Origin of the sequence: Amycolatopsis jiangsuensis (assembly GCF_014204865.1) — a bacterium.
GTDB classification, from domain to species: domain Bacteria; phylum Actinomycetota; class Actinomycetes; order Mycobacteriales; family Pseudonocardiaceae; genus Amycolatopsis; species Amycolatopsis jiangsuensis.
Window position 1 is genome coordinate 7,808,257 of sequence record NZ_JACHMG010000001.1, and the last position, 23,657, is coordinate 7,831,913.

Consider the following 23,657-nt stretch of genomic DNA (forward strand, 5'->3'; position numbering starts at 1 on the left):
CTCGGACGGATGCTGAGCCAGGTCGCGGCGCTGCGGCCCGGCCGGCCGGCCGTGACGTGGGGTGAGCGATGCCTTTCGTGGTCCGAACTCGACCGCCGCTCCGACGCGCTCGCCTGGGTCTTGCGAGCGCACCGAGCCGGGGTGGGGGACCGGGTCGCGTTGCTGATGCGCAACCGTCCTGAATTGCTGGAAGGGATGTACGCCGCGTTCAAGGCGGGCATGGTCATTGTGCCGCTGAATGCGACGCTCTCGGCCACGGAGGTGGCCTACCATCTTCGCAATTCGGGCGCGGCGGTGCTGATCACGGACGAGCACGGAGCGGCCGAAGCCGGTGACGTGGGCGTTTCCGTGGTGGCGACCGGCGAACAGTACGAAGGTCTGCTGGCCGAATACACGCACAAGCCGCCCAAGACCGTGGACGTCGGGCCGGAGACGATCGCGTGGCTGTTCTATACGTCCGGGGCGACCGGCCGGCCCAAGGGTGCGATGCTTACGCACGGGGGTCTCGCGTTCATCGTGGCCTCGTGGCTGGCGGATCTCACGCCGATGGACGAGCACGATGTGACGCTGCACGCCGCTCCGCTCAGCCACGGCGCCGGGTTCCACGCGCTCGCGGCGGTGGCACGTGGGGCGCACCAGGTGATCCCCACGGCCGAATGGTTCGATCCGAGGGAGATCCTCGAGCTTATGCGGCGTACCCGGGTGACCAACACGTGGCTGGTACCGACGCAGATCACGATGCTCTCCGATTATCTCGACGGTGCCGACCCGCAGCTCCCGCATCTGCGTCACGTCGTGTACGGGGGCGCTCCGTTCCCGCCGACCGAGTTCGCCGCCGCAGTGCGGGCATTCGGCCCGGTACTGGTGCAGTTGTACGGGCCGGGCGAGGCGCCGATGACCATCAGTTGGCTGCCGGCGGCGGCTCACCCTGAGCCGGACGGGGCCGATGTGACCACGTTGCGATCGGCCGGGTGGCCCCGGCCTGGGATGGACGTGCGGATCGTCGACCCGGAGACCGGTGCCGAACTCGGCACCGGTGAGGTCGGCGAGGTCACGGCGGCGGGCCCGGCGGTCATGGCGGGCTACTGGAAACGGCCGGACGAAACCGCGAAGACGTTGCACGATGGCTGGCTGCACACCGGTGATCTGGGAAGCATCGACGAGCACGGGCGGCTGTTCCTGCTCGACCGGTCCAAGGATCTCATCATCACCGGAGGCTCGAACGTGTACGCGGTGGAGGTCGAAAGGGCGCTGCTGGAGAACGCCGGCGTGGCCGAAGTAGCGGTGATCGGTACGCCGGACCGGACCTGGGGCGAGACTGTGACGGCGGTCGTGGTCCCGGCCGGAGAACAGGCTGACGAGCTGCCGGAAGAGCTCGCGGCGCACGCGCGTGTGCAATTGGCGTCGTACAAAGTGCCGTGGCGCTTCGAACTTGTCGACGTGATCCCGCGCAACGCCCACGGGAACGTCGACAAACGCGCGCTGCGCGAGCGTTTCAACCGACCCTGAACCAGACCCGAGGAGGCGTTGTCAGCGTGCCCGCCGCGTCGGGATCCCTGCCCGGCGTCAGGGTTATCGAACTTGGCACCGTGGTGGCGGGGCCGTTCGGCGGGCGGATGCTGAGCGTGGGGGTCGCGATCCCGCGGCGCTGGAGATCAGCGCGGTCGCGCCACGGGGAGCGGAAGAAGGCGACGTGCAGGTTGTCGAACGTGGGCTCAGGCTCATTGCAGGGGCAGCTGGCTACCTACAAGGGGCCGAGGCACTATGTGTTCACCATCGGGGTCACCGTGGACGGCCGCAAGGACGTGCTGGGCCTGTGGATGGGCACCGGTGGTGAGGGCGCGAAGTTCTGGATGGGCGTCCTGGTCGATCTGAAGAATCGTGGCGTCACCGATGTGTTCTTTCTCGTTTGCGACGGCCTGAAAGGACTTCCCGAGGTGGTGGCGAATGTCTGGCCGCACGCACTGGTCCAGACCTTTATCGTGCACCTCGTTCGGAACACGTTCCGGCTCGCTGCTCGGCAGCACTGGGACGCACTCAAACGCGACGTGAAACCACTCGAAACCGCACCCAGCTCCGACGCGGCTCTTGTAGCACTCGATGAGCTTGAGGAGAAAAGGGGCGGAGACACCCGGCGATGATCAGGTTGTGGCGGAACGCGTGGGAAGAGTTCATCCCCTTCCTCGACTACGACGTCGAAATTTGCCGCATGATCTGCTCGACGAACCCGATCGAGTCGCTGAATGCCGGCTACCGGCGCGCGGTGCGGGCACGCGGGCATTTCCCCACGGAACAAGCCGCGTTGAAATTCCTGTATCTTGTGACCCGCAGCCTGGACCCCACAGGGACGGGCCGCGCCCGATGGACGATGCGTTGGAAGCCGGTGATCAACGCTTTTGCCATCACTTTCGGTGACCGCTGGCCGGCCGCCGGAAGCTGCTGATCAATAACGCCGGAAACACCAACTTGTTGAATGCCGGGAGGGAGCGTGGTCTGCAGCCATGATCTTCCTAGTACTCCAGTCGGTGCGCCCAGTGATCAGGAGGTGACTGTCCAGCGGTCATGACGTGATCTGAAGCTCGTTGTCGCCTGCCGGTGTGAGTCCGGTCCGGGTAGCTGTCAGGAGGCCCGGTAGCAGGCTGGCGGTCCGGTCTGGAAACGGGTCGGGTCGAAGCCCAGTGTCAAAAGCCCTGTTGGGGAAGCGACTGAGCGGTCCGTAGCAGATAGCGAAGCCTGCCGCGTCGTTAGATATTGAGGGAGAGCCGAGCCGGGCGGTTCACGGTGAAGGCCATGGAAGCGGTGAAGATCCTGAAAGTGCAGCCGCGAAGGACTCCCCGGCGTAAGAGGGTGCGGAACGTTCAGAAGGTGATGGCGGGAACTGGGGAGACCTTCCCCGGCCGAAGCGCGCTGCGAGTGGCGTGGACAAGCCTGTCCTATAACCGGTGTGGAGCCGGGAAGTGGATCGGATGTCGGGAGGGAGTCGGAGGCGGTCGTAGTACCGATCGAGCCGTGCGGACAACAGAACCGCCGGTGAGGGAAGGGCCGCTGCTTCGTTCGTGCGCAGTGTTTGGAAGGAGGGGTCCGGTGAGTGCCGGTCAGGCTAGTTCCGCCGCTGTGGGGTCCATGAGAGACCCGGTTCGTGCCTTGCAGCATGCGCTTTACCGGTCGGCCAAGGCCGATTCGGGACGACGGTTCCACGCGCTGCGGGACAAGGTCTATCGCAGAGACGTCCTGTGGCGGGCGTGGGTGGCGGTGCGCCGTAATGACGGTGCGCCGGGTGTCGATGGAACCACTCTGGCCGATGTCGAGGAGTACGGCGTTGATCGGCTCTTGGACGAGGTGGCCGAGGACTTGAGGAACGGACGGTGGCGGCCGTTGCCGGCCCGGCGGGTGCTGATTCCCAAGCCCGGGACGGGTGAACGTCGTCCGTTGTCGATTCCTTCGGTTCGGGACCGTGTCGTGGCGGCCGCGTTGAAGATCGTGCTCGAGCCGGTCTTCGAGGCCGATTTTCTGCCGTGCAGCTTCGGGTTCCGCCCGAAGCGGTCGGCGCACGATGCCCTGCAAGTGCTCGTTGATGAGTCCTGGCAGGGCAAGCGGTGGGTGGTCGAGACGGACATCGCTGAGTGTTTCTCGGCGATTCCTCATGAGAAGTTGATGCAAGTGATCGAGGAACGCGTCAGCGACCAGGGTGTCCTGAAGCTGCTGCGCGTGATGTTGCGCGCGGGAGTGTTGGAGGACGGGGTGGTGCGCCGTGAGGTGTCCGGAACCCCGCAGGGCGGTCCGGTATCGCCGTTGCTGTGTAACGCATATCTGCACCGGTTGGACCGGGCGTGGGATGTGAGCGAGCATGGTGTGCTGGTGCGCTACTGCGATGACCTGGTGGTGATGTGCCGGTCACGGGAGCAGGCCGAGGCCGCGCTGGTGCGGTTGACGGTGTTGCTGGTTGAGCTGGGGTTGGAACCCAAGGCCGCCAAGACCCGCATCGTGCATCTGGTCGAAGGGGGACAGGGGCTGGACTTCCTGGGCTTCCACAACCGGCTGGTGCGCGGGCGGACTCCCCGGTCGGCGCATCTGATTTTCCTCGCTCGCTGGCCCGCACGCAAGGCAGTCCAGTGTGCCCGGGATCGGATCTGGTCTGTCACGGCCCGGTCCCGGTTGCTGGTGCCGGTCGAGCGGATCGTGGATGAACTGAACGTGTTCCTCCGCGGTTGGGCGGGGTATTTCCGTTACGGGAACTCCGCCTTGGTGCTCGGTCAGATCAGGAACTATGCCCTGACTCGGCTCGCGTTGTGGTTGTCCAAACGGGGCAATCGCCGCCGGGCGTGGGGGTGGGGGATGACTCAGGTTCTGTTGTCTCCGAATCACCTGGGCCTGATCAGTCTCGATGGGATCGTCGTCCCGCCCAGGCCCTTCCGGGCCTGGAAACGTTGAATGCCGCCGGTGAAGAACGTCGGTAAGCCGTGTGCGGGAGAACCGCATGCACGGTTTGACGGGCGGGAGCTGGAAACGGAGTGTGCTGGCCACGGACGCGAAGAAGAACAACCCGGCGGGAAACCACCGGGTGCCAATGGCTTCGTGACCTACCGCCAGAACACGCCACCGCGCCAGCTCCCGACCCTCCTAGATCGTGATGGTCATGGTTCTCGGGTGGATTGTCGCTGGTAGTGGGTTTGCCGGGCGCGGTATTGGTGGCGTCTGCGCCAATTCGAGCAGCGGAGCCGGTGTGCGACATCGTGAACGGGGCGGCTGATCAGGGTGGTGAACAGGTGGTGGATTTCGTTGCAGGTCAACGAGATCCATCCGACGGTCGTCGGTTCGGGGTTTCGTTGGGTGGATGCGACGACGGCGAGGAAGGCGTGGGCGAGCATCGCCATGACCGTCCAGCGGTGCCACGAAGTCCAGTGTCGGGCCTGGTGCTGATCGAGACCGGTGAGGCCTTTGGCGGTCTGGAACGATTCCTCGACTGTCCACCTGCGGCCCGCGACCTGAACCAGGATCCGTAGTGGCATCGGTTCGGGCGAGTAGCAGCGGTAGAACGCTAGCTCACCGGTGGTGCGGTTGCGACGAATCAGCAGCCACCGGTGCCCGTCCGCCTCGCCGAGGTCGATGTCGGCGAACGCCCAGTCGTAGTAGCGATGTCCTTTCGCTCCAGCGCCGGCGGAGAGGCGTTGCCAGACGTGCTTGGGCAACCGAGCGGCAACACCGTCAGCACGCAGCACGCCTGCCGGGGTGCTGACCCGGCGGTCGCAGCCGATGGCGAGGACATATCCGACACCGCGTTTCTCGAGGTCAGCGCGTAGCCCGGGGTCGGCTCCGTAGACCTCATCCCCGGCGACCCACCTGGCCCGGACCCCGGCGTCGAGAGCCCGCCCGATCATGGTCCTCGCCAACGCGGGTTTCGTCGCGAACACGGTGGTGGCCGGGATGCCGGTGTCAGCGCAGCGGTCGGGATCGGTGGTCCAGGATTTCGGGAGGTAGAGAGCCCGGTCGATGAACGCGTGCCCGGTGTCGGTGGCGTAGGTGAGGTAGACCGCGACCTGGGCGTTCTCGATACGCCCGGCGGTGCCGGTGTACTGGCGTTGCACTCCGACGGTGTGAACGCCTTTCTTCAGGTCACCGGTTTCGTCGACGACCAGCACCGCACCGGTGTCGCCGAGGTGCTCGGTGACGTAGTCACGCAGGTCGTCACGGACCTCATCTGCGTCCCAGACCGCTTTGCGCAGAAAGTGTTGCAGGCCGTCGGGGGTCTCGTCACCGGCGTACTCGGAGATGGTCCAGCAGTTCTTGTCCGGCAGGTCCGACAGCAGCCCGAGCAGCAGTGTCCGTGCTCGTCGGCGGGGTTCGACGCGGGTGAACCGGCCTGCGATCCGGGCGATCATCTCCTCGAACATCACCGCCCATCGGTCAGGGTTTACGCTGGGACTCGCGGCCACCAGCCGATCAGGGTTAGTCCACACAACCGACCATGATCAACTGGTGGCCGCACCCGCTTTCGGGCAACCCACCAGCGACATCACGAAGTCCGGCTGGAGTACTAGGCGGTGGCCGGGCCTGGCTCGGGAAACACCTGTCGCCCCGCCCCTGACCACGCGACTGGGCGCCGACGGTATCGATCCTGTTGATGTGCCGGCGAAGCTGGCAGCCCGGGTGCGCATGCTCTCCACCGGCCATGGTCGTAAAAACGATGACGCGGACGCGGTCTCGGTCGGGATCGCGGCACTGACCGCGACTGGCCTGCGGTCGACCAGCATCGACGAGGCCATCGCTGCGCTGCGTGCGGTGGTCGAGCACCGCGACGATGTGATCAAGCAGCGCACCCAGACGATCAACCGGCTGCACGCCCTGCTCACCAAGCTCGTCCCCGCGGGTGCCCCCCCCAGTTGACGGCCGAGACCGCAGCTGGCCTGCTGCGCACCGTCCGACCCCGCGACGTCGCGGGAAAGACGCTCCGCCGCCTCGCGGCGGACCTGGTCGCCGAGGTTCGTCGCCTGGACCGGCGTATCACCGCCGCCGACACCGACATCGCCGCCGCGGTCGAGCACACCGGCAGCGGACTCACCCAGCTCTACGGCATCGGCACCGGGCCGGCAGGCAAGATCCTGGCCCGCGTAGGCACGGTGCACCGGTTCCGGTCCGCGGCGGCGTTCGCCTCCTACACCGGTACCGCGCCCATCGAAGTGTCCTCCGGTGAGGTGAAACGGCATCGCCTCTCCCGGGCTGGGGACCGTCAACTCAACCACGCCCTGCACATGATGGCGCTGTCCCAAATCCGGCACGCAACCGAAGGTCGCGCCTACTACCAGCGTAAGCGAGCGTCGGGCAAAAGCCACAAAGAAGCCATGCGGTGCCTGAAAGGGCGACTATCCGATGTGGTCTACCGCCAACTCCTCCACGATGCCGAACGGGCCATCGCGGCGGGCCCGGGAGGACACTCGGGGACGGCTGAACCGTCACGGGTAAGGGACCGGCTGTGGTGTCAGACCAGCGCCGGTCGGCGTGGCAGATGTTGAGCGTAGTAGGCGGCCTCGTATTCGACCGGAGTGAGGTACTCCAGCCGGGAATGCAGGCGGGCGTTGTTGTACCAGTCGACCCACTCCGTCACTGCGTACTCGACCTCGGACAGGTTCGTGAACGGGCGGTGCCGGTTGACCAGTTCAGTCTTGAACAACCCGATGATCGACTCCGCTAGCGCGTTGTCGTAGGCGTCTCCGACCGAACCGATGGAGGCCGATAATCCTTGCATTGCCAGGGAATCGGTGAAGGCTACCGACGTATATTGACTGCCGGCGTCGCTGTGGTGGATCAACCCTGGCTCGACGGGATGCCCGTGGTGATCACGCCGCCAAAGCGCCATGTTCAGGGCCTTGGACACCAGCGTGGTCGTCTTCGTGCTCGCCGCAATCCAGCCGACGATGGCGCGGGAGTAGACATCGAACACGAAGGCGACGTAGGCCCATCCGGTCTGCGTCGAGACGTAGGTGAAGTCCGCCACCCACGCCAGGTTTGGGGCATCGGCGCTGAAGTCCCGGTTGAGCCGATCACCAGCCCGCACGCTGTCTTTGGCGCGGATCGTGGTTCGCGGTGGGCGGCCCCTGGTCACTCCCTGCAGGTCCAGGTCTCGCATGATCCGGTCGACGGTGCAGAACGCCACATCGTGCCCCTGGCGACGCAGCCAACGGGTCATCTTCCGCCGCCCATAAACAGCCTCGGGTGCCTCCTGCGCGTCCAGCAAGGCGTTGATCAGGTACGCGTCGGCGATATCCCGCCCGGACGGTGGCCGGCGGCGGGCCTTGCGGTAGGTCCTGGGCGCGATCTGGATCCCGTGCGTGGAGAGCGCGCGGCAGATCGACTCGACGCCGTGGACCTGGCGGTATTCGTCGATGAACCCGACGATCAGTGGTGTCGCGGGTCGAGTTCCCGCGCGAAAAAAGCCGATGCCAGCTTCAGGATGTCGTTGGCTTGCTTGAGTTCCCGGTTCTCCTTGCGCAACCGGTCCAGCTCGGCGCGCTCGGTCGCGGCCAGCTCACCGGCCGCCGCGACGGACGGGACACCCTGCTGGAGAGCCTTGACGATCCACACGCGCAGCGTCTCCGGGTGCACGTCGACCATCGGGCCGACGGCATGCGCGGCAGCATAGGCGGATCCGTACTCGTCGAGACGGTCCAGGGCCAGACGGACAGCCTTCTCACGGACCTCGGGCGGGTAACGCTTGGGCATGGTGACCATCATCCTCACGAAAGGAAGCGGCCCCCAACCCGTGACGGTTCAGACTGACACCCCGCACATCAGCTCTTCGGACAAGTCACTTCCCAGACCCACCAGCAACCACTCTACAACCCAAGCACAAGATCCACTTGACACAGAGAGGCGCCGTTCGTGAGACGGGACCGGGGCAAGGACACGGGCGTCGGGTCGAAGCACCGGTAGTGGGCAGGGGCGGTAGCGAACTCGCCCCCGCCCACTCGGCGTCTCCTGTGGTAGGGGCAGCTACGAGTGTCGGCGTTTCCGCGGACGGTGCGAGAAGTCGAGCGAGTCTTGGACTCCGCTGTTGATCGCTTCGTGGACCCAGCACCGACTCCGGGGCGGAGGCGCCGACTGCTTCTCTGCAGGGTCTATTCCGAGTTCAGCGTCAACGACTTCGGCCGATCGAGTGGGGCTCATCGGCGGACCGTCGTCACCTCGATCCCGCGCGAAGACCGCTTCGGACGTCTTCGATGCGGAACGGGACGCTGCGCAGCCGGACACCTGTCGCGTGGTGGATCGCGTTTCCGATGGCCGCCGCGGCGCCGACGATCCCGAGCTCGCCGATCCCCTTGACGCCGGCTGGGTTGAGCTGGTCGTCGACCTCGTCGATCCAGTGCGCCTGCAGATCGCGCACGTCGGCGTTGGCCGCGATGTGGTAGTTGCCGAAATCGTGATTCGCGAAGTCGCCGAACTGGAGGTCCAGCTCACCGATCTCGGTCAGGGCCATGCCCAGCCCCATGATCATGCCGCCGAGAAATTGCGACCGTGCCGTGCGCGCGTTGATGATACGGCCGGCGGCGAAGGTGGCGTGCAGGCGATCCACGCGTACCTCGCCGGTATCGGCGTCGACCCGGACCTCAGCGAATTGGGCGCCGAACGTGTGCCGCGCGAGGGCCGCACGACGAGCCAGGTCGTCCGTGGAGTCGGCGGTGAACTCGATGCCCTCTTCCGGCACCACACCACCGGAAGCCTCGATGCGACCGCGGATTTCGCGCGCGGCTGCGAGCATCGGCCAACTCCACGACGACGTGCCCATCGAACCGCCCGCCGCGGGCGCCGGGCCGAACGAGCTGTCGCCGATCCGTACCTCGACGTGCGACAGCGGAACTCCGAACTCCTCGGCGGCGAGCTGGGTCAGCGCGGTGCGCGCGCCCGTGCCGATGTCGGCCCCGGCCACCCGGACCCCGATCCGGCCGTCGCGGTCGACCCGCACGGTGGCCGTCGCCGGGAAGGTGTAGTCCGGGTGCGTCGAGACCGCCACTCCGGTTCCGATGAGCCAGCGGCCGTCGCGGCGGTTGCCCGGCTGTGGGTCACGTCCCGCCCAGCCGAACCGTTCAGCGCCAACGCGCAAGCACTCTTGAAGTCCGCGGCTGCTGAAGGCCAGGCCCGTGTGGAGATCGACCTCGGGCTCGTTGCGCCGCCGCAGCTCGACCGGATCGAGCCCGGTCTCCACGGCCAGCTCGTCGATGGCCGTCTCGAGGCCGAACATGCCGGGGACGTGCCCCGGTGTGCGCATGAAGCTCGGCGTGGGGATGTCGAGCCGTCCCACGGTGTGCGACGTGCGGATGGCATTGGCGCGGTACACCATCCGGCTGCTGGTGGTGGTGTTCTCGACGAACTCCATCGTGCGGGACGTGTGTTGCAGGGAGGTGTGCTCGATGGCCCGCAGCCGACCGTCGGCGTCGGCGCCGAGCCGGACCCGCTGCCGGGTTTCGCTGCGGTGACCGTTGAGCGCAAACATCTGTTGACGGGTGAGCACGCCCTTCACAGGGCGTTGTAGGACTTTCGCCGCCAGCGCCACCGCGACGGGCAGGGCACGCGGCACGAACTTCGAGCCGAACCCGCCGCCGATGTGCTCGGCCACCACGCGAACCCGTTCCTGCGGGATACCCAGCAGCGGCGCGAGGATGGCCGAGGTCGTGTACGGGCCTTGGTCGGAATTGTAAAGGAGAAGGTTTTCGCCGTCCCATTGCGCGAGCGCCGCGTGAGGTTCTATCGGGGCGGTGTGGTGCGGCGGCGTTGTGTACACGGCGTCGAGGACGACGGCGGACTCCGCCAGCTCTTTGTCGAGCTCGCCGAATTCGGATTCCGTCGCCTCCCCACCGTTCACGATCGGTGGCACGTAGACGTCGGGACTGTCCGGGTCGAGCACGACGCTGTGGGGATACCGGTCGTACTCCAGCACGACCTGTGCCGCCCCTTCCCGCGCGGCTTCCGGGGAGTTTGCCACCACGACCGCCACGACCTGGCCGTGGAACCTCACCTCGGACGACTGCAGAATTTCGAGCTCGGTGTCGCCCACCTCCTGCAGCCGTGGAGCCGAGGTGTGATCGAGGATGGCGACCACTTCCGGATCCGCCAGCGCGGCGGTGGTGTCGACCCGGGTGATCCGGCCGGAGGCGATCGTCGACGTGACAAGCCAAGCGTAAAGTACACCGTCGGCGGGAACCTCGAACGAGTACCGCGCCGCACCGGTGACTTTGGCCGAGCCCTCAAGTCGCTCGACCGAGGTACCGACGGTGGACACCGGGCCGTGGTGCGGTTTCGTTTCAGTGGTGGTCATCGTGACTCCTCCCCGGCCAGAGCGAGCAGTTCGGCGGCGACGACGTCGATCGCGAGGTCAACCTTGAATGCGTTCGCCGCCGTCGTCCGGGCATCGGCGAACTCGCTTGCGGCCGCAGTACGGATCCCGGCCTCGGTCAGGCGTTCTCCGAGGAGCATCTGTTCGATCGTTCGCGCGCGCCACGGCTTCGAAGCGACCCCGCCGAGTGCGACCCGTACCGATTGCACGGAACCGGTGTTGTCCAGTGACAGCGACGCAGCCACCGAGACCAGCGCGAAGGCGTACGACCAGCGGTCGCGGACCTTGCGGTAGGTGGAGCTCCCCATCGGTGGGGCGGGCAGTTCGACCGCCGTGATGAGCTCGCCGCGCTCGAGTGTCGTCTCCTCCTGTGGCGTGGCGCCGGGGAGCCGGTAAAGCTCATCCAGGGGCACTGAACGGGTCGCGCCGTCGGTCGTGCGGATGTGCACGAGGGCGTCGAGCGCGGTCAGCGCGACGGCGAGGTCCGACGGGTGCGTCGCGATGCATGAATCCGACACGCCGAGCACCCCCAGATCGCGGCTGGCGCCCTCGATCGCTGGGCAGCCGCTGCCGGGCACGCGCTTGTTGCACGGTTTGGTCACGTCCTGGAAATAGGTGCAACGGGTTCGTTGCAGGAGGTTGCCTCCGGTGGTCGCCATCGACCGGAGCTGGCCGGACGCACCCGCCAGGACCGCCTTGCTGACCGCCGGGAACCGCGCCCGGACGCCGGTGTCCCCGGCGAGGTCGTCGTTGCGCACGAGTGCTCCGATGTGGACGGAGCCGTCGGTCCGGTGCTCGACGACGTCGTAGGGCAGGCCGGAAACGTCGACCAGCAGTTCGGGCCGGGCGACGCCGAGCCGCATCAGGTCGGTGACGTTGGTACCGCCCGCGAGGAACATCGTTTCGGTGGTCTCGCTGGCGATGCGCTGCGCTTCACCGGCGTCGGACACCCGTTCGTACGCGAAGGCCCTCATTCCCGGCCTCCTTCGGCGGGGCTCGCGCCGGCAGCCTCCAGCACCGCGTCGACGATGCCCGTGTATGCACCGCAGCGGCACAGATTGCCGCTCATGCGCTCGGCCACCTCCTCGCGGTCCAGGTCCGCGGCCGATCCGATGCCCGCGGCGACGTCTTCGGTCACCCGGCTCGGCCAACCGCGATCGGCCTCGGCGAGCACGCCGGCCGCCGAACAGAGCTGGCCGGGGGTGCAGTAGCCGCACTGCAGCCCGTCGCGGTCGAGGAAGGCGCGCTGGAGAGGGTGCAGCGCGCCTTCCTGCGCCAGATCTTCGACGGTCCGGATCTCCCGGCCCTCGGCGGCGACGGCGAACACGAGGCACGAGTTGGCGCGCCGTCCGTCCAGCAGCACGGTGCACGCGCCGCACTGGCCGTGATCGCACCCCTTCTTCGTGCCGGTGAGGCCGATTCGCTCGCGCAGCGCGTCGAGCAGCGAGGTGCGGTTGTCAACGCGCAGTTCCTGATCGGAGCCGTTGACCGAGAGGGTGATCGAGGTCGTGGTGGCGCGTCCGTCGTCGGACGTGGTGGTGGACAGGTCGACTCCTTTGAGGACAGATCAGTAAAAGCTTCGTGCGGCCCATCAGTGATCGCCAGTTCATCACGGCGAACATGTCAGTGGGATGTCTCTTTCACTCGTTTCGCCGGTGCGGCACCCGGCTCGAGGCGGGCTGGCTAGCAGCGTTGGACGGCTCTCACGTCGCCGTTCTCGAGGATCGAAGTTTGACGAGATGACGTTGACCTGTCAACCTTCGTAGGAGTGGTCTGACGCCCACCGCTGCGGCCCTGCGGTCGGCGGCGGTTTCACCACGTCGATCGAGGAGAAGCACGGGATGTTTGATCGAGCCGGCTTGCCGGCGATCGGTATCTGGACCGACACCCTCGAGGGGGTGCCGGCTGAGGAGTTCCGCGGTTCGGCGGCCGAGATAGAGCATCTCGGTTATGGCGTGCTGTGGCTGCCCGAAGGGGCAGGCAGGGATCCCTTTGTCGCGCTGGCGATCGCCTTGAGCGCGACCGAACATCTCGTCGGTGCCACCGGGATTGCCAATATCTGGGCCCGTGACGCGGTGGCCACGGCGACCGCTGCGCGGACTCTCGCGGAGGCGTTCCCCGGCCGTCAGCTCATCGGTCTCGGGGTGAGCCACCAGGTGCTGGTGTCGGGCATGCGCGGGCACGACTACGCGAAGCCCTACACGACGATGAAGAGCTACCTGGAAGTGCTGCACTCCGCACCGTACGGCGCGCACCAGCCCCAGGAAGAGCCCGTCTTCCTCCTCGCGGCGCTGCGGCACCGGATGCTCGAGCTCGCCAGAACCAGAACGGCCGGCGCGCACCCCTACCTGGTGACGCCCGAGCACACCGCTTCGGCCCGCGAGATCCTCGGCCGCGATCGTCTGCTCGCGCCGACGCAAGCCGTTGTCCTCGACGAGGACGAGACGCGTTCCGCTCGAGTCGCCCGGGAGTACCTGGCCACCTATCTCGCCTTGCCGAACTACGTCAACAGCTTCCGCGCCATGGGCTTCGGAGATGATGATCTCGAGGGTGGGGGCAGCGATCGCCTCGTCGACGCGCTGGTCGTGCGCGGTGGTGAGCAGGCCGTCGCGGACCGGATCAAGACACAACTGGACGCGGGTGCGGACCACGTCGCTTTGCACGTATTGTCAGATCGCGACACCGTGCCGGGCGTGGGTCACGCCCGTGGCACCGTCCCGATGGAGCAGTGGCGCCGGCTGGCCGCGCTGAACTCCGCGTTCGCTTGAGGTCACGCGGCGAGCGGGAAGGGTTGCATCCGGTGGCGCTGGGTCCCTGCCCGGGTGAAGAGGCGAAGGAGGGGGAATTGTGACGGCGAGTGTGGAAGTCGGCCGCAGCATCCTCGCCGGGGGCCGGTACCCCGTTCCCGGGAGACCGGTGGTGGTCGCCACCGCCGGTTGCGCGGACATAGCGGACGAGCTCGTGCGGTCCGGCGAGGCTCGCGGCTGGCGGATGGTGTTCGAGAAGGATCTCGAACGAGTGAACTGGGCGGTGAACGTCCACCGGGCCGCCGCGCTTGTGCTGGTGGCGGACGACGCCGGGTGGGTGGTGCGGTTCGTGTCGGCGTTCCGGGCGATGTCGGCCATCCCCATCGTGGTGGTGGCCGACGTGCACAAGGACGCTGTCGTCGCGGCCCTCGCGACCGGCGTCGACACGGTCTTGCCGCCGGTGGTGGCGAGCGAGGAGGTCCTCGCGCGCACCTACGCGATCATCCGCCGGGGCGACGAGCGGCTCGCTCCGACGACCCGGTATTTGCTCGCCGGGCGGCTCTCCGTCGACGTCTGGCGGCGCCGCGCCCATCTCGGGGAGTGCGACCTGAAGCTCACCTCGACCGAGTTCGACCTGCTGAGCCATCTTATGCGCCAACCCGAGCGAATCCTTGCTCCGCAAACGATCCTGTCCCAGGTGTGGGGTTTCCGCGAAGTCGAGGGCCTGAACACCTTGCGCATCTTCATCGGCCGCTTGCGGGGGAAGCTCGGTGACACCGCCCGCCGCGCCACTTATATCCAGTCGGTGCGGGGGCACGGGTACCGTTTCGCGGTTCCGGTGGTGGAGGTGCCGGACGAGGAACGCGCCGGGCTCGCCGACGAACCCGGACGGGGCTGGCTCGAAGCACTCGCGAAGATCAGCTCGAACCTCGGCCGTGCCCGCGACGACGCCGAGCTGGCACAGAAGCTGGTCGACGGGCTCGTCGGCGCGGGCGTCGCGGACGGCATCGCGGTGCACCACGTGGATCGGGGCCGGTTGCAGGTGCGCGCGCACCGGGGAATGTCGGAGACATGGCTCGACGGGTTCGGCGACGTCGCTCTGTCCGACGACGGGCTGGCCAGCAGCCGCGCGGTCCTGACCGGGCGACCGGTGCAGGTCCCGCAAACGCGCTCCTATCGTTCGACGACCACCGCGCTGAAGTCCGACAACTTCCGGGCAGGGCTGTTCCTCCCCATCGCCGGTGGACCGGAAGGCACCATCCTGGCCTGTCTCGGCCTGGTCCACCGCGACGTCGACGCGCACCGCCCCAGCACCCTCAGCTTCGCCGTCGCCTTGTGCGCGGTTTATGGGGCCCAGCTCGCCGCGCGCGAATTTACGGTGGGCAGAGCCCGTGCGGTGCTTCCGGGCCGAGGCGATCCGGAACCACCCGCGGGAGCGGCCACCACCACCGTCAGGGGTGCAGGGCTGCCTTGACCGTGGCGCCGGAGTCGACGTCCGCGACCTCCTCTTCGATATCCGTCAGCGCGTAGTGCGTGATCAGCTTGTCGATCGGGAGCCCGCCTTGGCGCGCAACTGCACCAGCCGCGGCAGGAGCGCCTGCGGGACGGCGTCGCCGAGGGTCATGCCGTGCATGGCCCGCCGCGCACTATGTTCCACACGTCGAGCTCGAAGGTGCCGCTCCGGTACGACCCTGATGATCGCGGCGTACCAGTGAGGTCGTTGACCTCTCCACGGAGTCCCCAGTGGACGCGTCGACGGTGTGCGTCGGGCCGAACTCGATCGCGACGTCGAGTCGCCACCGGTGCAGTCCGCTGGCGACGATGGCGGTCGTGCCGACCGCACGGGCCGCCATGACACCGGCGAGGCCGACGGCGCCGGTACCGACACCGCGATTCTGGTGCCTGACTCGGAGCCCAGAAGGTGGAACACCGTGCCCGCGCCGGCCTGGACGCCTCATCCCGTGAACACAAGGGTGCCGGCGTGGAGGCCGCGTGGGCATGACGGACGGATCGGGCTAAGTGCAGCCCTGCAACGTCCTGCGCCCGCAGCCGTGGGGCAACGACCGACGGCTCTCCGGGCCTATGCGAACGGTGCTGACTTGGTGGTGGCCGGAGACAGCCGTGGACAGCACGTAGACGCGCATCTGCTCCCGCGTGCGGACGGCCGGCCCGGGGCCGGCTTCACCGACGTGGAAGGTGCGCCGCGCCGCTACTCCGCGAAATTGACGCATCAACGTTGATGCGTCAATCATAGGAGGCGAATCCACCGTGGAGGCGGCCGACACGGCCACGACGGGGCGGGCACGGGATACCGTGGAGGAATGGACGGTGAGGTTGTGTGGTTGGACGACGACGAGCAGATGACATGGCGGGCGTTCCATCACATGCGCACTCAGCTCGCCATGGCGTTGCGCCTGGCCCATCAGCTGGACTCGGGCATCTCGGAGCCGGAGTACGAAGTCCTCGCCGTGCTCTCGGAACAGCCGGCCGGAGAGCTGCGTGCTCGTGAGCTGAGGTTCCAGTTACAGTGGGAGAAGAGCAGGTTGGCGCACCAGATCAGGCGGATGGAGGAACGGGGCCTGGTGACGCGTGCGGTGTGTCCGGACGACCCTCGCGCGCCGATGGTAACGGTCACGGACGAGGGCCTGAAGATCGTGCGGGACGCGGCACCCGCGCACGTGGCGCGAGTGCGCGACCTGTTCTTCGATCCGCTCACCCAGGCACAGCTGCAGGTGATCCGCGAAGCGTCCGAGGCGATCATGGCCCACCTCGGCGAACGATCCCTGCTCGATCGCTAAACGGCGGCCGTGTTCCCGGCGCAGCCGCGTGAGGGGCTGCGACCTGGTCGCTTGACCTGCCGCTGGTCGGCGTGTGCGGCGCGTCGATGATGCGCGATCCGCGCGCCTCAGGGACTACCAGCTTGTGGTGGCTGGGCGAGGTCAAGCGCTGCCAAGTCATCTCGACGTCAGCGAGCGGGTGTTCTTCGATGGCGACCGTGACTCCGCCGGAGAGGACATGGGAGGTCGGCGCGCGGACCACGTCCGGTGGGGCGTGCCGGGTCGTGGAGCCCCAGCAAGGTCCACCATCTTCTCCGGCAGCAACGGCGCGCGCAGTGGGACCGCGGGACCGGTTGAGTTACCGACCTGCATGTGCCTAGCGCCGCGAGCAGCTGCCTCCAGCGCCGGATCGGTGACGGTGCCACCGAGGTAGCCGAGGAAGAGCACTCCGGCGCCGAAGCCGTACGCGGTCGCGGTCAGGCCAGCTCGGGACGGCGAACCTGCCGACCAGCCGGCCCTTGGCGTTGGAAGGACTCTTGGACTCGATGAGCGGGACCGCGCACCTGACCGGACCGCGCGGCGACGTGCTCGCCTGGAACATTACGACCACCGCGCTGTTCGGAGACTGGTCGGTGGTGCCCGACGGCCGGCGGAACTGGGGCCGCTTCCTGTTCGGCTCGCCCGGTCAGCGGGATCTGCTCGCGAGCTGGCGGGCGAAAGCACCGGACTACGTCGGCTATCTGCGCGGCAACCGGACGACCCGGAGCTGGTGCCGTTGATCACGAAACTGCTGTCCCGAAGTGCTGACTCCCGCGCGATGTGGGAGGGTCACGATGTCAAGGACCCCCGTATGGGCGGAAAACATTCCTTCACCCCGTCGTCGGAGAGCTCGAACTGCTCCACGAAACCGTAGTTCTTCCGGCCGACCTCGAAATGCCTGCACGTTTCGTCTCACGCGCGGAGTGACACCGAATCGTCGCGTCGGCTGGAAAGGGTGAAAGTGTTGAACCGCAGGGAAGGGAGGCGTGGTGAGAACGTGAGCCGCGGTCATCATGGGCAAGGCCGGTTTTGACGTGGTCGGGCCACCGGCCGTCTCGCACCCTGAGCGAGCCCGGTCCGCGATCTTTCGCGGATGTGCCGGTCCGAGAACCTTGGAGGAAGCCGTGTCCGCGATCCGGTGAAGATGTACGGCTTCCCATGCCGGAAGCCGGGACCGTCCGCCGAAGCTTTCCACGATCACTGGCGGTACTCCCAAGCCCCCTGAGCTTCGCGATCGCGACGATCACGGGCATGGCGAAGTGCCACCGGTCGGCACCCCGCTGCTGAGTGCGGACCAGTTCGCCGGCGTGAAGGACGTGGTCGGCATGGCGGTAGTGCCGGAAGATCGGGATGTCGTCCAGCCCGATGAGGCGAACTCCACCGACCAGGAGAGCCTCCTGTTCGCCTACGTGCGCGATGAGGTGCTGGACCAGCCGCAGCCGGATAACGTCGCCTACGCGCTGTGGCATCACACTGGACACGGCGTCTCCGCGAAGCTGATGATCGTGGTGGAACAGGACGGCGACCCGGCTGGGCCGTTGACGACGACGCGGGGCTTGGCCGCCGGATCGCGGCTCTACGGCACGTGCGGACGTGGCCGGTGGAGGAGATTCACGGATCCGAGGCGCCGCCGATCTTCGGCGCGCGCGAGCTGTGGTGGCCGTCCGTGAGCGAGTTCGAGAAGGGGGCCGCCCGGAACCCTCGGGCGTTCCACGAGCTCGTCGGTCGCCCGGGGAAGGGCTTTGTCATGCTCGCGCGCGCCGAACCTGCGAAGTGACCTGATCGGGCCGAATAGCACGACCGTGGCGGATCAGGGTCCAACCCGACGGGCTCTTTGCATGCCCGCGGCACCAGAACAGAGGAGACACCCATGTCCGGACGTCTTGAAGGAAAAGTCGCGCTCGTCTCGGGCGGCGCGCGAGGCCTCGGCGAGGCGATCGTCGAGCTCTTCGCGGAGGAGGGCGCCGCAGTAGTCTTCGGCGACGTGCTCGACGAAGCCGGCGAGAAGGTCGCGATCAGGCTGAAACAGCTCGGTGCGCCGGTGACCTACACCAACCTTGACGTGACCCGGCCCGACGACTGGGCCGCGGCAGTGGCGCTCACGACGGAGAAGTACGGCCGGCTCACCACACTCGTGAACAACGCCGCAGTGTACGACTCGGCCGGTTTGATGGCCATCACGCCGGAGGCGTGGTCCAAGCTGTTGAGCGTCAACCTCGACGGACAATGGCTCGGCATGCGAGCGGCGGAACCGGCGCTGCTGACAGCCGGAAAGGGCGCGGCCATCGTCAACGTTTGCTCGTTGTGGGCGAACATCGGCAGCCCAGGTTCCGTGGCTTACCACGCATCCAAGGGCGGCGTCCGGAGCATGACGAAGTCGGTGGCACTCGAATACGCCGAGCGCGGGATCCGCGTGAACTCCCTGCATCCGGGGATGATCGACACCGAGTTCGGCGGTTCGACGGTGATGCGCGAAGACCTCGACAAGCAGATGGCCGTCGTGCCGATGAAACGCATGGGCGCGCCGATCGAGATCGCGTACGGCGCGCTCTTTCTTGCCTCGGACGAGGCGCGCTACATGACGGGTGCCGAGCTCATCGTCGACGGTGGCTGGTCGGTGCCGTGACCGACGGCCAGGGCCGAGTTGGTCACTGTGCCCAACTCGACCCTCAACGATGTGTGCAGTGCCTAGAGACTCCGAGTGGTCGTGTCTTTACCTTCGAGTGACTGCTGAATGCTCATCGAAGGGGATGAACATGACCACGACTCGACGCCGAGTGCAGAAGAATGCCGACGCGTCGTCCACGACGACGCGGGTGGCGATCATCGGAGCCGGACTGAGTGGGATCGCCGCGGCGGTCAATCTCAAGCAGGCGGGCTACACCGACTTCGTGATCCTCGAGCGGGCCGGGGACGTCGGCGGGGTGTGGCGGGACAACGTCTACCCCGGAGCGGCCTGCGACACACCGTCGCACCTGTACTCGTACTCGTTCGAACCCAACCCGGACTGGAAGCGTTCCTTCAGCCGGCAGCCGCAGATTCACGAGTACCTCAAGGGAATTACCGACAAGTACGGCCTCCGCGACAACCTACGCCTGAATTCGGAGGTGCTCGACGCCTCTTGGGACGACCAGCACCACCGTTGGGTGCTCACGACTGCGGACAGCGTCGTCGAAGCGCAGGTACTGCTGGATTGCGCCGGCCCGCTTGTCGAACCGTCCATGCCGGACATTGAAGGTATCGAAAGCTTCGGAGGCACGCTCTTTCATTCGGCACGCTGGGACCACGACACTCCGCTCGTCGGCAAGCGGGTGGCTGTGATCGGCACCGGCGCGTCGGCCGTGCAGTTCGTGCCGGAGCTGCAGCCGAATGTGGATCGTCTGGTGGTCTTCCAGCGCACGGCCCCCTGGGTCTCGCCGAAATTGGACCGGCACATCGGCGCCTTGGAACGGGGCCTGCTGAAGTTCCTGCCTCCGCTGGCGAAGGGCTTGCGTGCCAATCAGACGGCTTCGCGCGAGCTCGGCCACTACCCGCTCATGCGGCGCAACAAGTTCAACCGGACCCTCGTCACGGCCGTCACCAGGGCGATGCTTCGTGCCCAGGTCCGCGACCCGGAGCTACGGCGCCGCCTGACACCGGACTACGAGCTCGGCTGCAAGCGCATCCTCATGTCGAACAAGTGGTACTCGACGTTGACCAAGCCGAACGTCGACGTCGTCACCGACGGAGTAGAGCGGATCACCCCGACCGGAGTCCGCACGGCGGACGGGCGCGACCACCAGGTCGACGTCATCGTGATGGGCACCGGATTCCATGTCTTCGACGCCCCGATCGCGCACCGCGTGCACGGCCGCGACGGGCGTTCGCTCGCCGAGGCGTGGGGCGACCAGCCGCACGTTTTCCGGGGCACCACGTGCGTGGGATTCCCCAACATGTTCCGGTTCGCGAGTATCGGTTCGGGGCTCGGTCACGGTTCCATGATCTGGCAGATGGAAGCGCAGTCGACCTATGTCGTCGACGCGCTGCGCACGCTCGACGCCGAGGGTAAGGACAGCTTCGAGGTCCGCGAGGACGCCCTCAATGCCTATATGAAGGAGATCTTCAGCGACTTCGAAGGCTCCGTCTGGCACCTCGGTGGCTGCCAGAGCTGGTACCAAGACGCCTCGGGCGCGCCCAGCGTGCTCTGGCCGAGGTCGATGTTCGCGTACAGCACCATGCTGCGCCGATTCGACGTCGAGAGCTACGAGCTGCGGACAGCATCGGTTTCCTCGTCCTCGAAGTTGGTGTCGGCATGAGCTCACGATCCGGACTGAAACGAGCCGACGGCCAGCGGCTCAGTCTATTCCTGGCCAACCTGGCCGGGCCCACCGCGCCGATCCTGCACGCGGTCGCCCGGCATCCTTCGGCGACGGCTCGTGGCATCCTGGACGCGGTGTTTGCGACCGTGGGTGGTGATCAGCGCCAGGGCGTGTCCGAAAAGGACCTGGTGGTCGACGGGGCCGGCGGCACCCACCTCGCCGCTCGCTTGTACACGCCATGGGGCGTCGGCGCCGACTCGGCGCTGCTCGTCTACTGCCCCGGCGGTGGGTTCGTCCTCGGTTCGGTGGCTTCCCACGCCAACACCTGCCGGTTCGTGGCCCGTGAAGGGCAGTGCCGAGTCCTGGCGATCGACTATCGCAAGGCGCCGGAGTACCGATTCCCGGTTCCGCTCGACGACAGTGTCGCTGCGTTCCGCTGGGCCGTGGCACACGCCGCCGAACTGAAAGCGGACCCCTCGCGTATCGGCGTCGGTGGCGACAGCGCGGGTGCCAATCTCGCCGCCGGTGTGTGCCTGGAAACCGCGGACGACGCCGTCTCGCCGCGGGCGGCGTGGCTGGTGTACCCGTTTGTCGATGCGGAGTTAGGCGAGTGGCCTTCCGCGAGCCTGTTCGGTTCCGGACCGCTCCTGAGCACCGCCTGCGCGCGGGACATGCTCACCCAGTACGCGCCGGTGGCCGCCGACCAGCGAGACGGGCGGGTGTCGGTGCTCAGGCACGAGCGGCTGGATCGCATGCCGCCGACTTACGTGGCCACCGCGGGCATGGATCCGCTGCGGGACCAGGGCGAAGCACTCGCCCGACGGCTGGTGAAGTTCGGTGTGCCGGTTCGGAACGAACGCTTCACGCGCCTCCCGCATGGGTTTATGCAGCTGCTCATCGACCGCCACGCGCGGGCTGCCGCGAGCCGGGCGTCCCGCGAGCTACCCGGTCTACTGACGGCATCCACCGCGAGTGCCGAGACCGGGCAGCCGGCCGAATCGGACGAGGTCCCCAGCGCGAGTTGAGGTGTGGCCCGCGATCGCACCACGCGCGCTCGCGGGCCACACCTGCCCGGCCGGAGGTTTCCGCGTCCGGCCGCGAAGCACGATTTCGGAGGATTTCATGACGAACCTTGCCGCCGCTCTCGCGGAGACCGCGCGCCAGCACCCCGATCGATCCGCGGTCCGGCTCGATGAGCGCAGGATGACCTACCACGAGCTGCACTCGGCCGCGGCCGCGGTGGCGGCAGACTTGGATCGCCGTGGAATCCGGCCGGGGGACCGGGTCGGTCTCGTGGTGCCGAACCTGCCCGCGTTTCCGGTGCTATTCTACGGAATCCTGTACTCGGGTGCTGTCGTCGTGCCCATGAACCCGCTGCTCAAGGCCCGAGAAGTCCAGTTCCACCTTGGTGACTCGCAGGCATCGCTGGTCTACGGCTGGGCCGGAGGAGGCGACGCAGCGGCAAAAGCTGCGGCCGCCGTGGGCATCCCGTATGTCGCCACCGACGAGTTCGGTCTCGAGCTTCCGGAAGCCGGCCGACACGGTGCCGCGGTGCTTCGAGCAGACGAGGACACGGCCGTCATCCTCTACACCTCGGGGACTACCGGCACGCCCAAGGGCGCGGAGCTGACGCACCGCAACCTGAGCAGCAATGCCCGCACCACTCGCGAGACGTTGCTCGCCACCGGCCCGGACGACGTGATCATGGGCTGTCTGCCCCTGTTCCACGTCTTCGGACTCACGTGCAGCCTGAACGCCTCGGTACTCGGCGCGTCCTGCCTGACCCTGTTGCCGCGGTTTGACGCAGCGAAAGCCCTCACTATGGTCGCGCGCGACCGGGTCACGGTCTTCGAAGGGGTGCCGACGATGTACGCGGCGATGCTGCACCACGCCGACGCGGATGTGGCCGACCTGTCCTCGCTGCGTACCTGCATCACCGGCGGGTCCGCCATGCCGGTGCCAGTTCTGCGCGAGTTCGAGAAGCGGTTCGACTGCGCGATCTACGAGGGGTACGGCCTTTCCGAGACCTCTCCGGTCGCCTCTTTCAACCAGCCGGGACACGAGCGCAAACCGGGCACGATCGGTTTCCCTGTGCGGGGCTGCGAGATCCGAGTCGTCGATGAAGACGGTGCCGATCTCCCAGTCGGTGAGCCCGGTGAGCTCGCCGTCCGCGGGGAGAACGTCATGAAGGGTTACTGGCGGCGTCCGGACGCGACCGCGGAGGCGATCCCCGACGGCTGGTTCCGTACCGGCGACATCGCGACCCGTGACCATGACGGCTACCTCACGATCGTCGACCGCAAGAAGGACGTGATCATCCGTGGCGGGTACAACGTCTACCCGCGGGAAGTCGAGGAAGTGCTCTACGAGCATCCGGCGGTGGCCGAGACGGCGGTCGTCGGCATACCGCACGACGACCTCGGCGAGGAAGTCGGTGCCGCTGTCGCGCTCAAACCCGGAGCCTCGGCCGAGCCGGCCGAACTGAGCGCGTTCGTCCGCGACCGCCTCGCCGCCTACAAGTACCCGCGCCAGGTCTGGCTCATGGACTCGTTGCCGAAGGGGGCCACCGGAAAGATCCTGCGGCGTGAGGTTTCGCCGCCCGGCGAGAGCTGATGCGCGCGGCACCAGCCGAATCGCGCTCAGCGACGGAGGGAGAGTCGGCCGTCAGCGCTGCGTGCACGACCTTCCGGCCCCGGCCGACCGGGAGCTGTAGGCGTTATAGTCCCGAATCGTGCCATGGAAAGAGCAACATCGGCTGTAGGATGAACGCGACGTTGCGGGGCGGCGACCCTACTCCAGGGTCATCGCCCGCAGGTCGACACCGTCGAGTGCGATCGTGCCGCGACCGGATCGTGGAACCGGAGCAGAGCTCCACGATTGTCGACTTGCCGGCGTCACCGGTCCTCGCTATCGAACGAAATCTCGCCGAAACCTTGGTCGTGGTATCGAGGTCTCAAGGGCCGTGACCGGC

The 23,657-nt window shown here is 67.3% G+C and carries 17 protein-coding genes, 2 pseudogenes and 1 other annotated feature; of the genes and pseudogenes, 14 read left to right on the forward strand and 5 right to left on the reverse strand.

Annotated features, from left to right (window positions below; translation table 11 throughout):
- Nucleotides 1–9: 9 nt before the first annotated feature.
- The 3 genes and pseudogenes from BJY18_RS35005 (at nucleotide 10) to ltrA (ending at nucleotide 4,431) form a co-directional block, all read left to right on the forward strand.
- Entirely contained in the window at nucleotides 10–1,509 is a 1,500-nt protein-coding gene (locus BJY18_RS35005) for a class I adenylate-forming enzyme family protein (protein WP_184784106.1), read from the forward strand.
- Nucleotides 1,510–1,775: 266 nt separating this feature from the next.
- Nucleotides 1,776–2,443, forward strand: a pseudogene (locus tag BJY18_RS35010) (IS256 family transposase); the annotation flags it as partial.
- Between the two features lie 680 nt (nucleotides 2,444–3,123).
- Nucleotides 3,124–4,431: a group II intron reverse transcriptase/maturase gene (ltrA, locus tag BJY18_RS35015; RefSeq protein ID WP_221458125.1), complete on the forward strand. Its 1,308-nt coding sequence runs from the start codon at nucleotides 3,124–3,126 to the stop codon at nucleotides 4,429–4,431.
- 203 nt (nucleotides 4,432–4,634) lie between these two features.
- On the opposite strand, the gene BJY18_RS35020 is transcribed toward ltrA, so the two are convergent.
- A complete protein-coding gene (locus tag BJY18_RS35020; RefSeq protein WP_184784107.1) occupies nucleotides 4,635–5,891 on the reverse strand; it encodes an IS701 family transposase in 1,257 nt (418 codons plus the stop codon).
- Nucleotides 5,892–5,976: 85 nt separating this feature from the next.
- On the opposite strand from BJY18_RS35020, the gene BJY18_RS36500 reads away from it, so the two are divergent.
- Both BJY18_RS36500 and BJY18_RS36505 read left to right on the forward strand, forming a co-directional pair.
- On the forward strand, nucleotides 5,977–6,384 hold the full coding sequence (locus BJY18_RS36500; RefSeq protein WP_221458127.1) for an IS110 family transposase: 408 nt from the start codon (nucleotides 5,977–5,979) through the stop codon (nucleotides 6,382–6,384).
- Nucleotides 6,381–7,010 carry a transposase gene (locus BJY18_RS36505; RefSeq protein WP_221458129.1) on the forward strand — a complete coding sequence of 210 codons (630 nt, stop codon included), beginning with the start codon at nucleotides 6,381–6,383 and terminating at the stop codon, nucleotides 7,008–7,010. The genes BJY18_RS36500 and BJY18_RS36505 overlap by 4 nt, the downstream gene beginning before the upstream one ends.
- Here BJY18_RS36505 and BJY18_RS35030 read toward each other — a convergent pair.
- The 4 genes from BJY18_RS35030 to BJY18_RS35045 form a co-directional block, all read right to left on the reverse strand.
- A protein-coding gene (locus BJY18_RS35030) for an IS3 family transposase (RefSeq protein WP_184784108.1) occupies nucleotides 6,977–8,217 on the reverse strand; the annotation gives its coding sequence in 2 pieces (ribosomal slippage) (nucleotides 6,977–7,926 and nucleotides 7,926–8,217; 1,242 coding nt in all). The two genes, BJY18_RS36505 and BJY18_RS35030, sit on opposite strands and share 34 nt — an antisense overlap.
- Nucleotides 7,805–7,933: a sequence feature (AL1L pseudoknot), on the reverse strand. Its footprint overlaps the gene before it by 129 nt.
- A 457-nt stretch (nucleotides 8,218–8,674) precedes the next feature.
- Nucleotides 8,675–10,807, reverse strand: a complete 2,133-nt coding sequence (locus tag BJY18_RS35035) for a xanthine dehydrogenase family protein molybdopterin-binding subunit (protein WP_184784109.1) — start codon at nucleotides 10,805–10,807, stop codon at nucleotides 8,675–8,677.
- Complete coding sequence (locus BJY18_RS35040; RefSeq protein WP_184784110.1) at nucleotides 10,804–11,799, reverse strand: FAD binding domain-containing protein; 996 nt, start codon at nucleotides 11,797–11,799, stop codon at nucleotides 10,804–10,806. Before BJY18_RS35040 ends, BJY18_RS35035 begins: the two co-directional genes overlap by 4 nt.
- The gene (locus tag BJY18_RS35045; protein ID WP_184785041.1) at nucleotides 11,796–12,371 is read right to left on the reverse strand and encodes a (2Fe-2S)-binding protein; all 576 of its coding nucleotides are present in this window, start codon (nucleotides 12,369–12,371) and stop codon (nucleotides 11,796–11,798) included. The genes BJY18_RS35040 and BJY18_RS35045 overlap by 4 nt, the downstream gene beginning before the upstream one ends.
- A 295-nt stretch (nucleotides 12,372–12,666) precedes the next feature.
- Here BJY18_RS35045 and BJY18_RS35050 point away from each other — a divergent pair, with 295 nt between their 5' ends.
- The 9 genes and pseudogenes from BJY18_RS35050 (at nucleotide 12,667) to BJY18_RS35095 (ending at nucleotide 23,299) form a co-directional block, all read left to right on the forward strand.
- Nucleotides 12,667–13,593 carry a TIGR03620 family F420-dependent LLM class oxidoreductase gene (locus BJY18_RS35050; RefSeq protein WP_184784111.1) on the forward strand — a complete coding sequence of 309 codons (927 nt, stop codon included), beginning with the start codon at nucleotides 12,667–12,669 and terminating at the stop codon, nucleotides 13,591–13,593.
- Nucleotides 13,594–13,672: 79 nt separating this feature from the next.
- Entirely contained in the window at nucleotides 13,673–15,046 is a 1,374-nt protein-coding gene (locus BJY18_RS37275; RefSeq protein ID WP_184784112.1) for a winged helix-turn-helix domain-containing protein, read from the forward strand.
- Between the two features lie 847 nt (nucleotides 15,047–15,893).
- Nucleotides 15,894–16,370 (forward strand): MarR family winged helix-turn-helix transcriptional regulator, encoded by a 477-nt coding sequence (locus BJY18_RS35060; RefSeq protein WP_184784113.1) that lies wholly within the window; start codon nucleotides 15,894–15,896, stop codon nucleotides 16,368–16,370.
- Nucleotides 16,371–16,894: 524 nt separating this feature from the next.
- Nucleotides 16,895–17,262, forward strand: a pseudogene (locus BJY18_RS38180) (MmyB family transcriptional regulator).
- A 433-nt stretch (nucleotides 17,263–17,695) separates the two neighbouring features.
- Nucleotides 17,696–18,058, forward strand: a complete 363-nt coding sequence (locus BJY18_RS35075) for a hypothetical protein (protein WP_184784115.1) — start codon at nucleotides 17,696–17,698, stop codon at nucleotides 18,056–18,058.
- Between the two features lie 200 nt (nucleotides 18,059–18,258).
- Nucleotides 18,259–19,014 carry an SDR family NAD(P)-dependent oxidoreductase gene (locus BJY18_RS35080; protein ID WP_184784116.1) on the forward strand — a complete coding sequence of 252 codons (756 nt, stop codon included), beginning with the start codon at nucleotides 18,259–18,261 and terminating at the stop codon, nucleotides 19,012–19,014.
- A 130-nt stretch (nucleotides 19,015–19,144) separates the two neighbouring features.
- Nucleotides 19,145–20,683, forward strand: coding sequence for a flavin-containing monooxygenase (locus BJY18_RS35085; RefSeq protein WP_184784117.1), 1,539 nt, complete (start codon nucleotides 19,145–19,147; stop codon nucleotides 20,681–20,683).
- Nucleotides 20,680–21,711, forward strand: a complete 1,032-nt coding sequence (locus BJY18_RS35090) for an alpha/beta hydrolase (RefSeq protein WP_184784118.1) — start codon at nucleotides 20,680–20,682, stop codon at nucleotides 21,709–21,711. The genes BJY18_RS35085 and BJY18_RS35090 overlap by 4 nt, the downstream gene beginning before the upstream one ends.
- Nucleotides 21,712–21,808: 97 nt before the next feature.
- Nucleotides 21,809–23,299: a long-chain-fatty-acid--CoA ligase gene (locus BJY18_RS35095; protein WP_184784119.1), complete on the forward strand. Its 1,491-nt coding sequence runs from the start codon at nucleotides 21,809–21,811 to the stop codon at nucleotides 23,297–23,299.
- Nucleotides 23,300–23,657: the final 358 nt, after the last annotated feature.

Excerpts from the sequence above, each read along its gene's own strand:
- BJY18_RS35005 (WP_184784106.1), top strand. The coding sequence starts at position 10 with ATGCTGAGCCAGGTCGCGGCGCTGCGGCCCGGCCGGCCGGCCGTGACG.
- BJY18_RS35020 (WP_184784107.1), bottom strand. The coding sequence starts at position 5,891 with ATGTTCGAGGAGATGATCGCCCGGATCGCAGGCCGGTTCACCCGCGTC.
- ltrA (WP_221458125.1), top strand. The coding sequence starts at position 3,124 with ATGAGAGACCCGGTTCGTGCCTTGCAGCATGCGCTTTACCGGTCGGCC.
- BJY18_RS35080 (WP_184784116.1), top strand. The coding sequence starts at position 18,259 with ATGTCCGGACGTCTTGAAGGAAAAGTCGCGCTCGTCTCGGGCGGCGCG.
- BJY18_RS35035 (WP_184784109.1), bottom strand. The coding sequence starts at position 10,807 with ATGACCACCACTGAAACGAAACCGCACCACGGCCCGGTGTCCACCGTC.
- BJY18_RS35050 (WP_184784111.1), top strand. The coding sequence starts at position 12,667 with ATGTTTGATCGAGCCGGCTTGCCGGCGATCGGTATCTGGACCGACACC.
- BJY18_RS35090 (WP_184784118.1), top strand. The coding sequence starts at position 20,680 with ATGAGCTCACGATCCGGACTGAAACGAGCCGACGGCCAGCGGCTCAGT.
- BJY18_RS35040 (WP_184784110.1), bottom strand. The coding sequence starts at position 11,799 with ATGAGGGCCTTCGCGTACGAACGGGTGTCCGACGCCGGTGAAGCGCAG.
- BJY18_RS35085 (WP_184784117.1), top strand. The coding sequence starts at position 19,145 with ATGACCACGACTCGACGCCGAGTGCAGAAGAATGCCGACGCGTCGTCC.
- BJY18_RS35095 (WP_184784119.1), top strand. The coding sequence starts at position 21,809 with ATGACGAACCTTGCCGCCGCTCTCGCGGAGACCGCGCGCCAGCACCCC.
- BJY18_RS35060 (WP_184784113.1), top strand. The coding sequence starts at position 15,894 with ATGGACGGTGAGGTTGTGTGGTTGGACGACGACGAGCAGATGACATGG.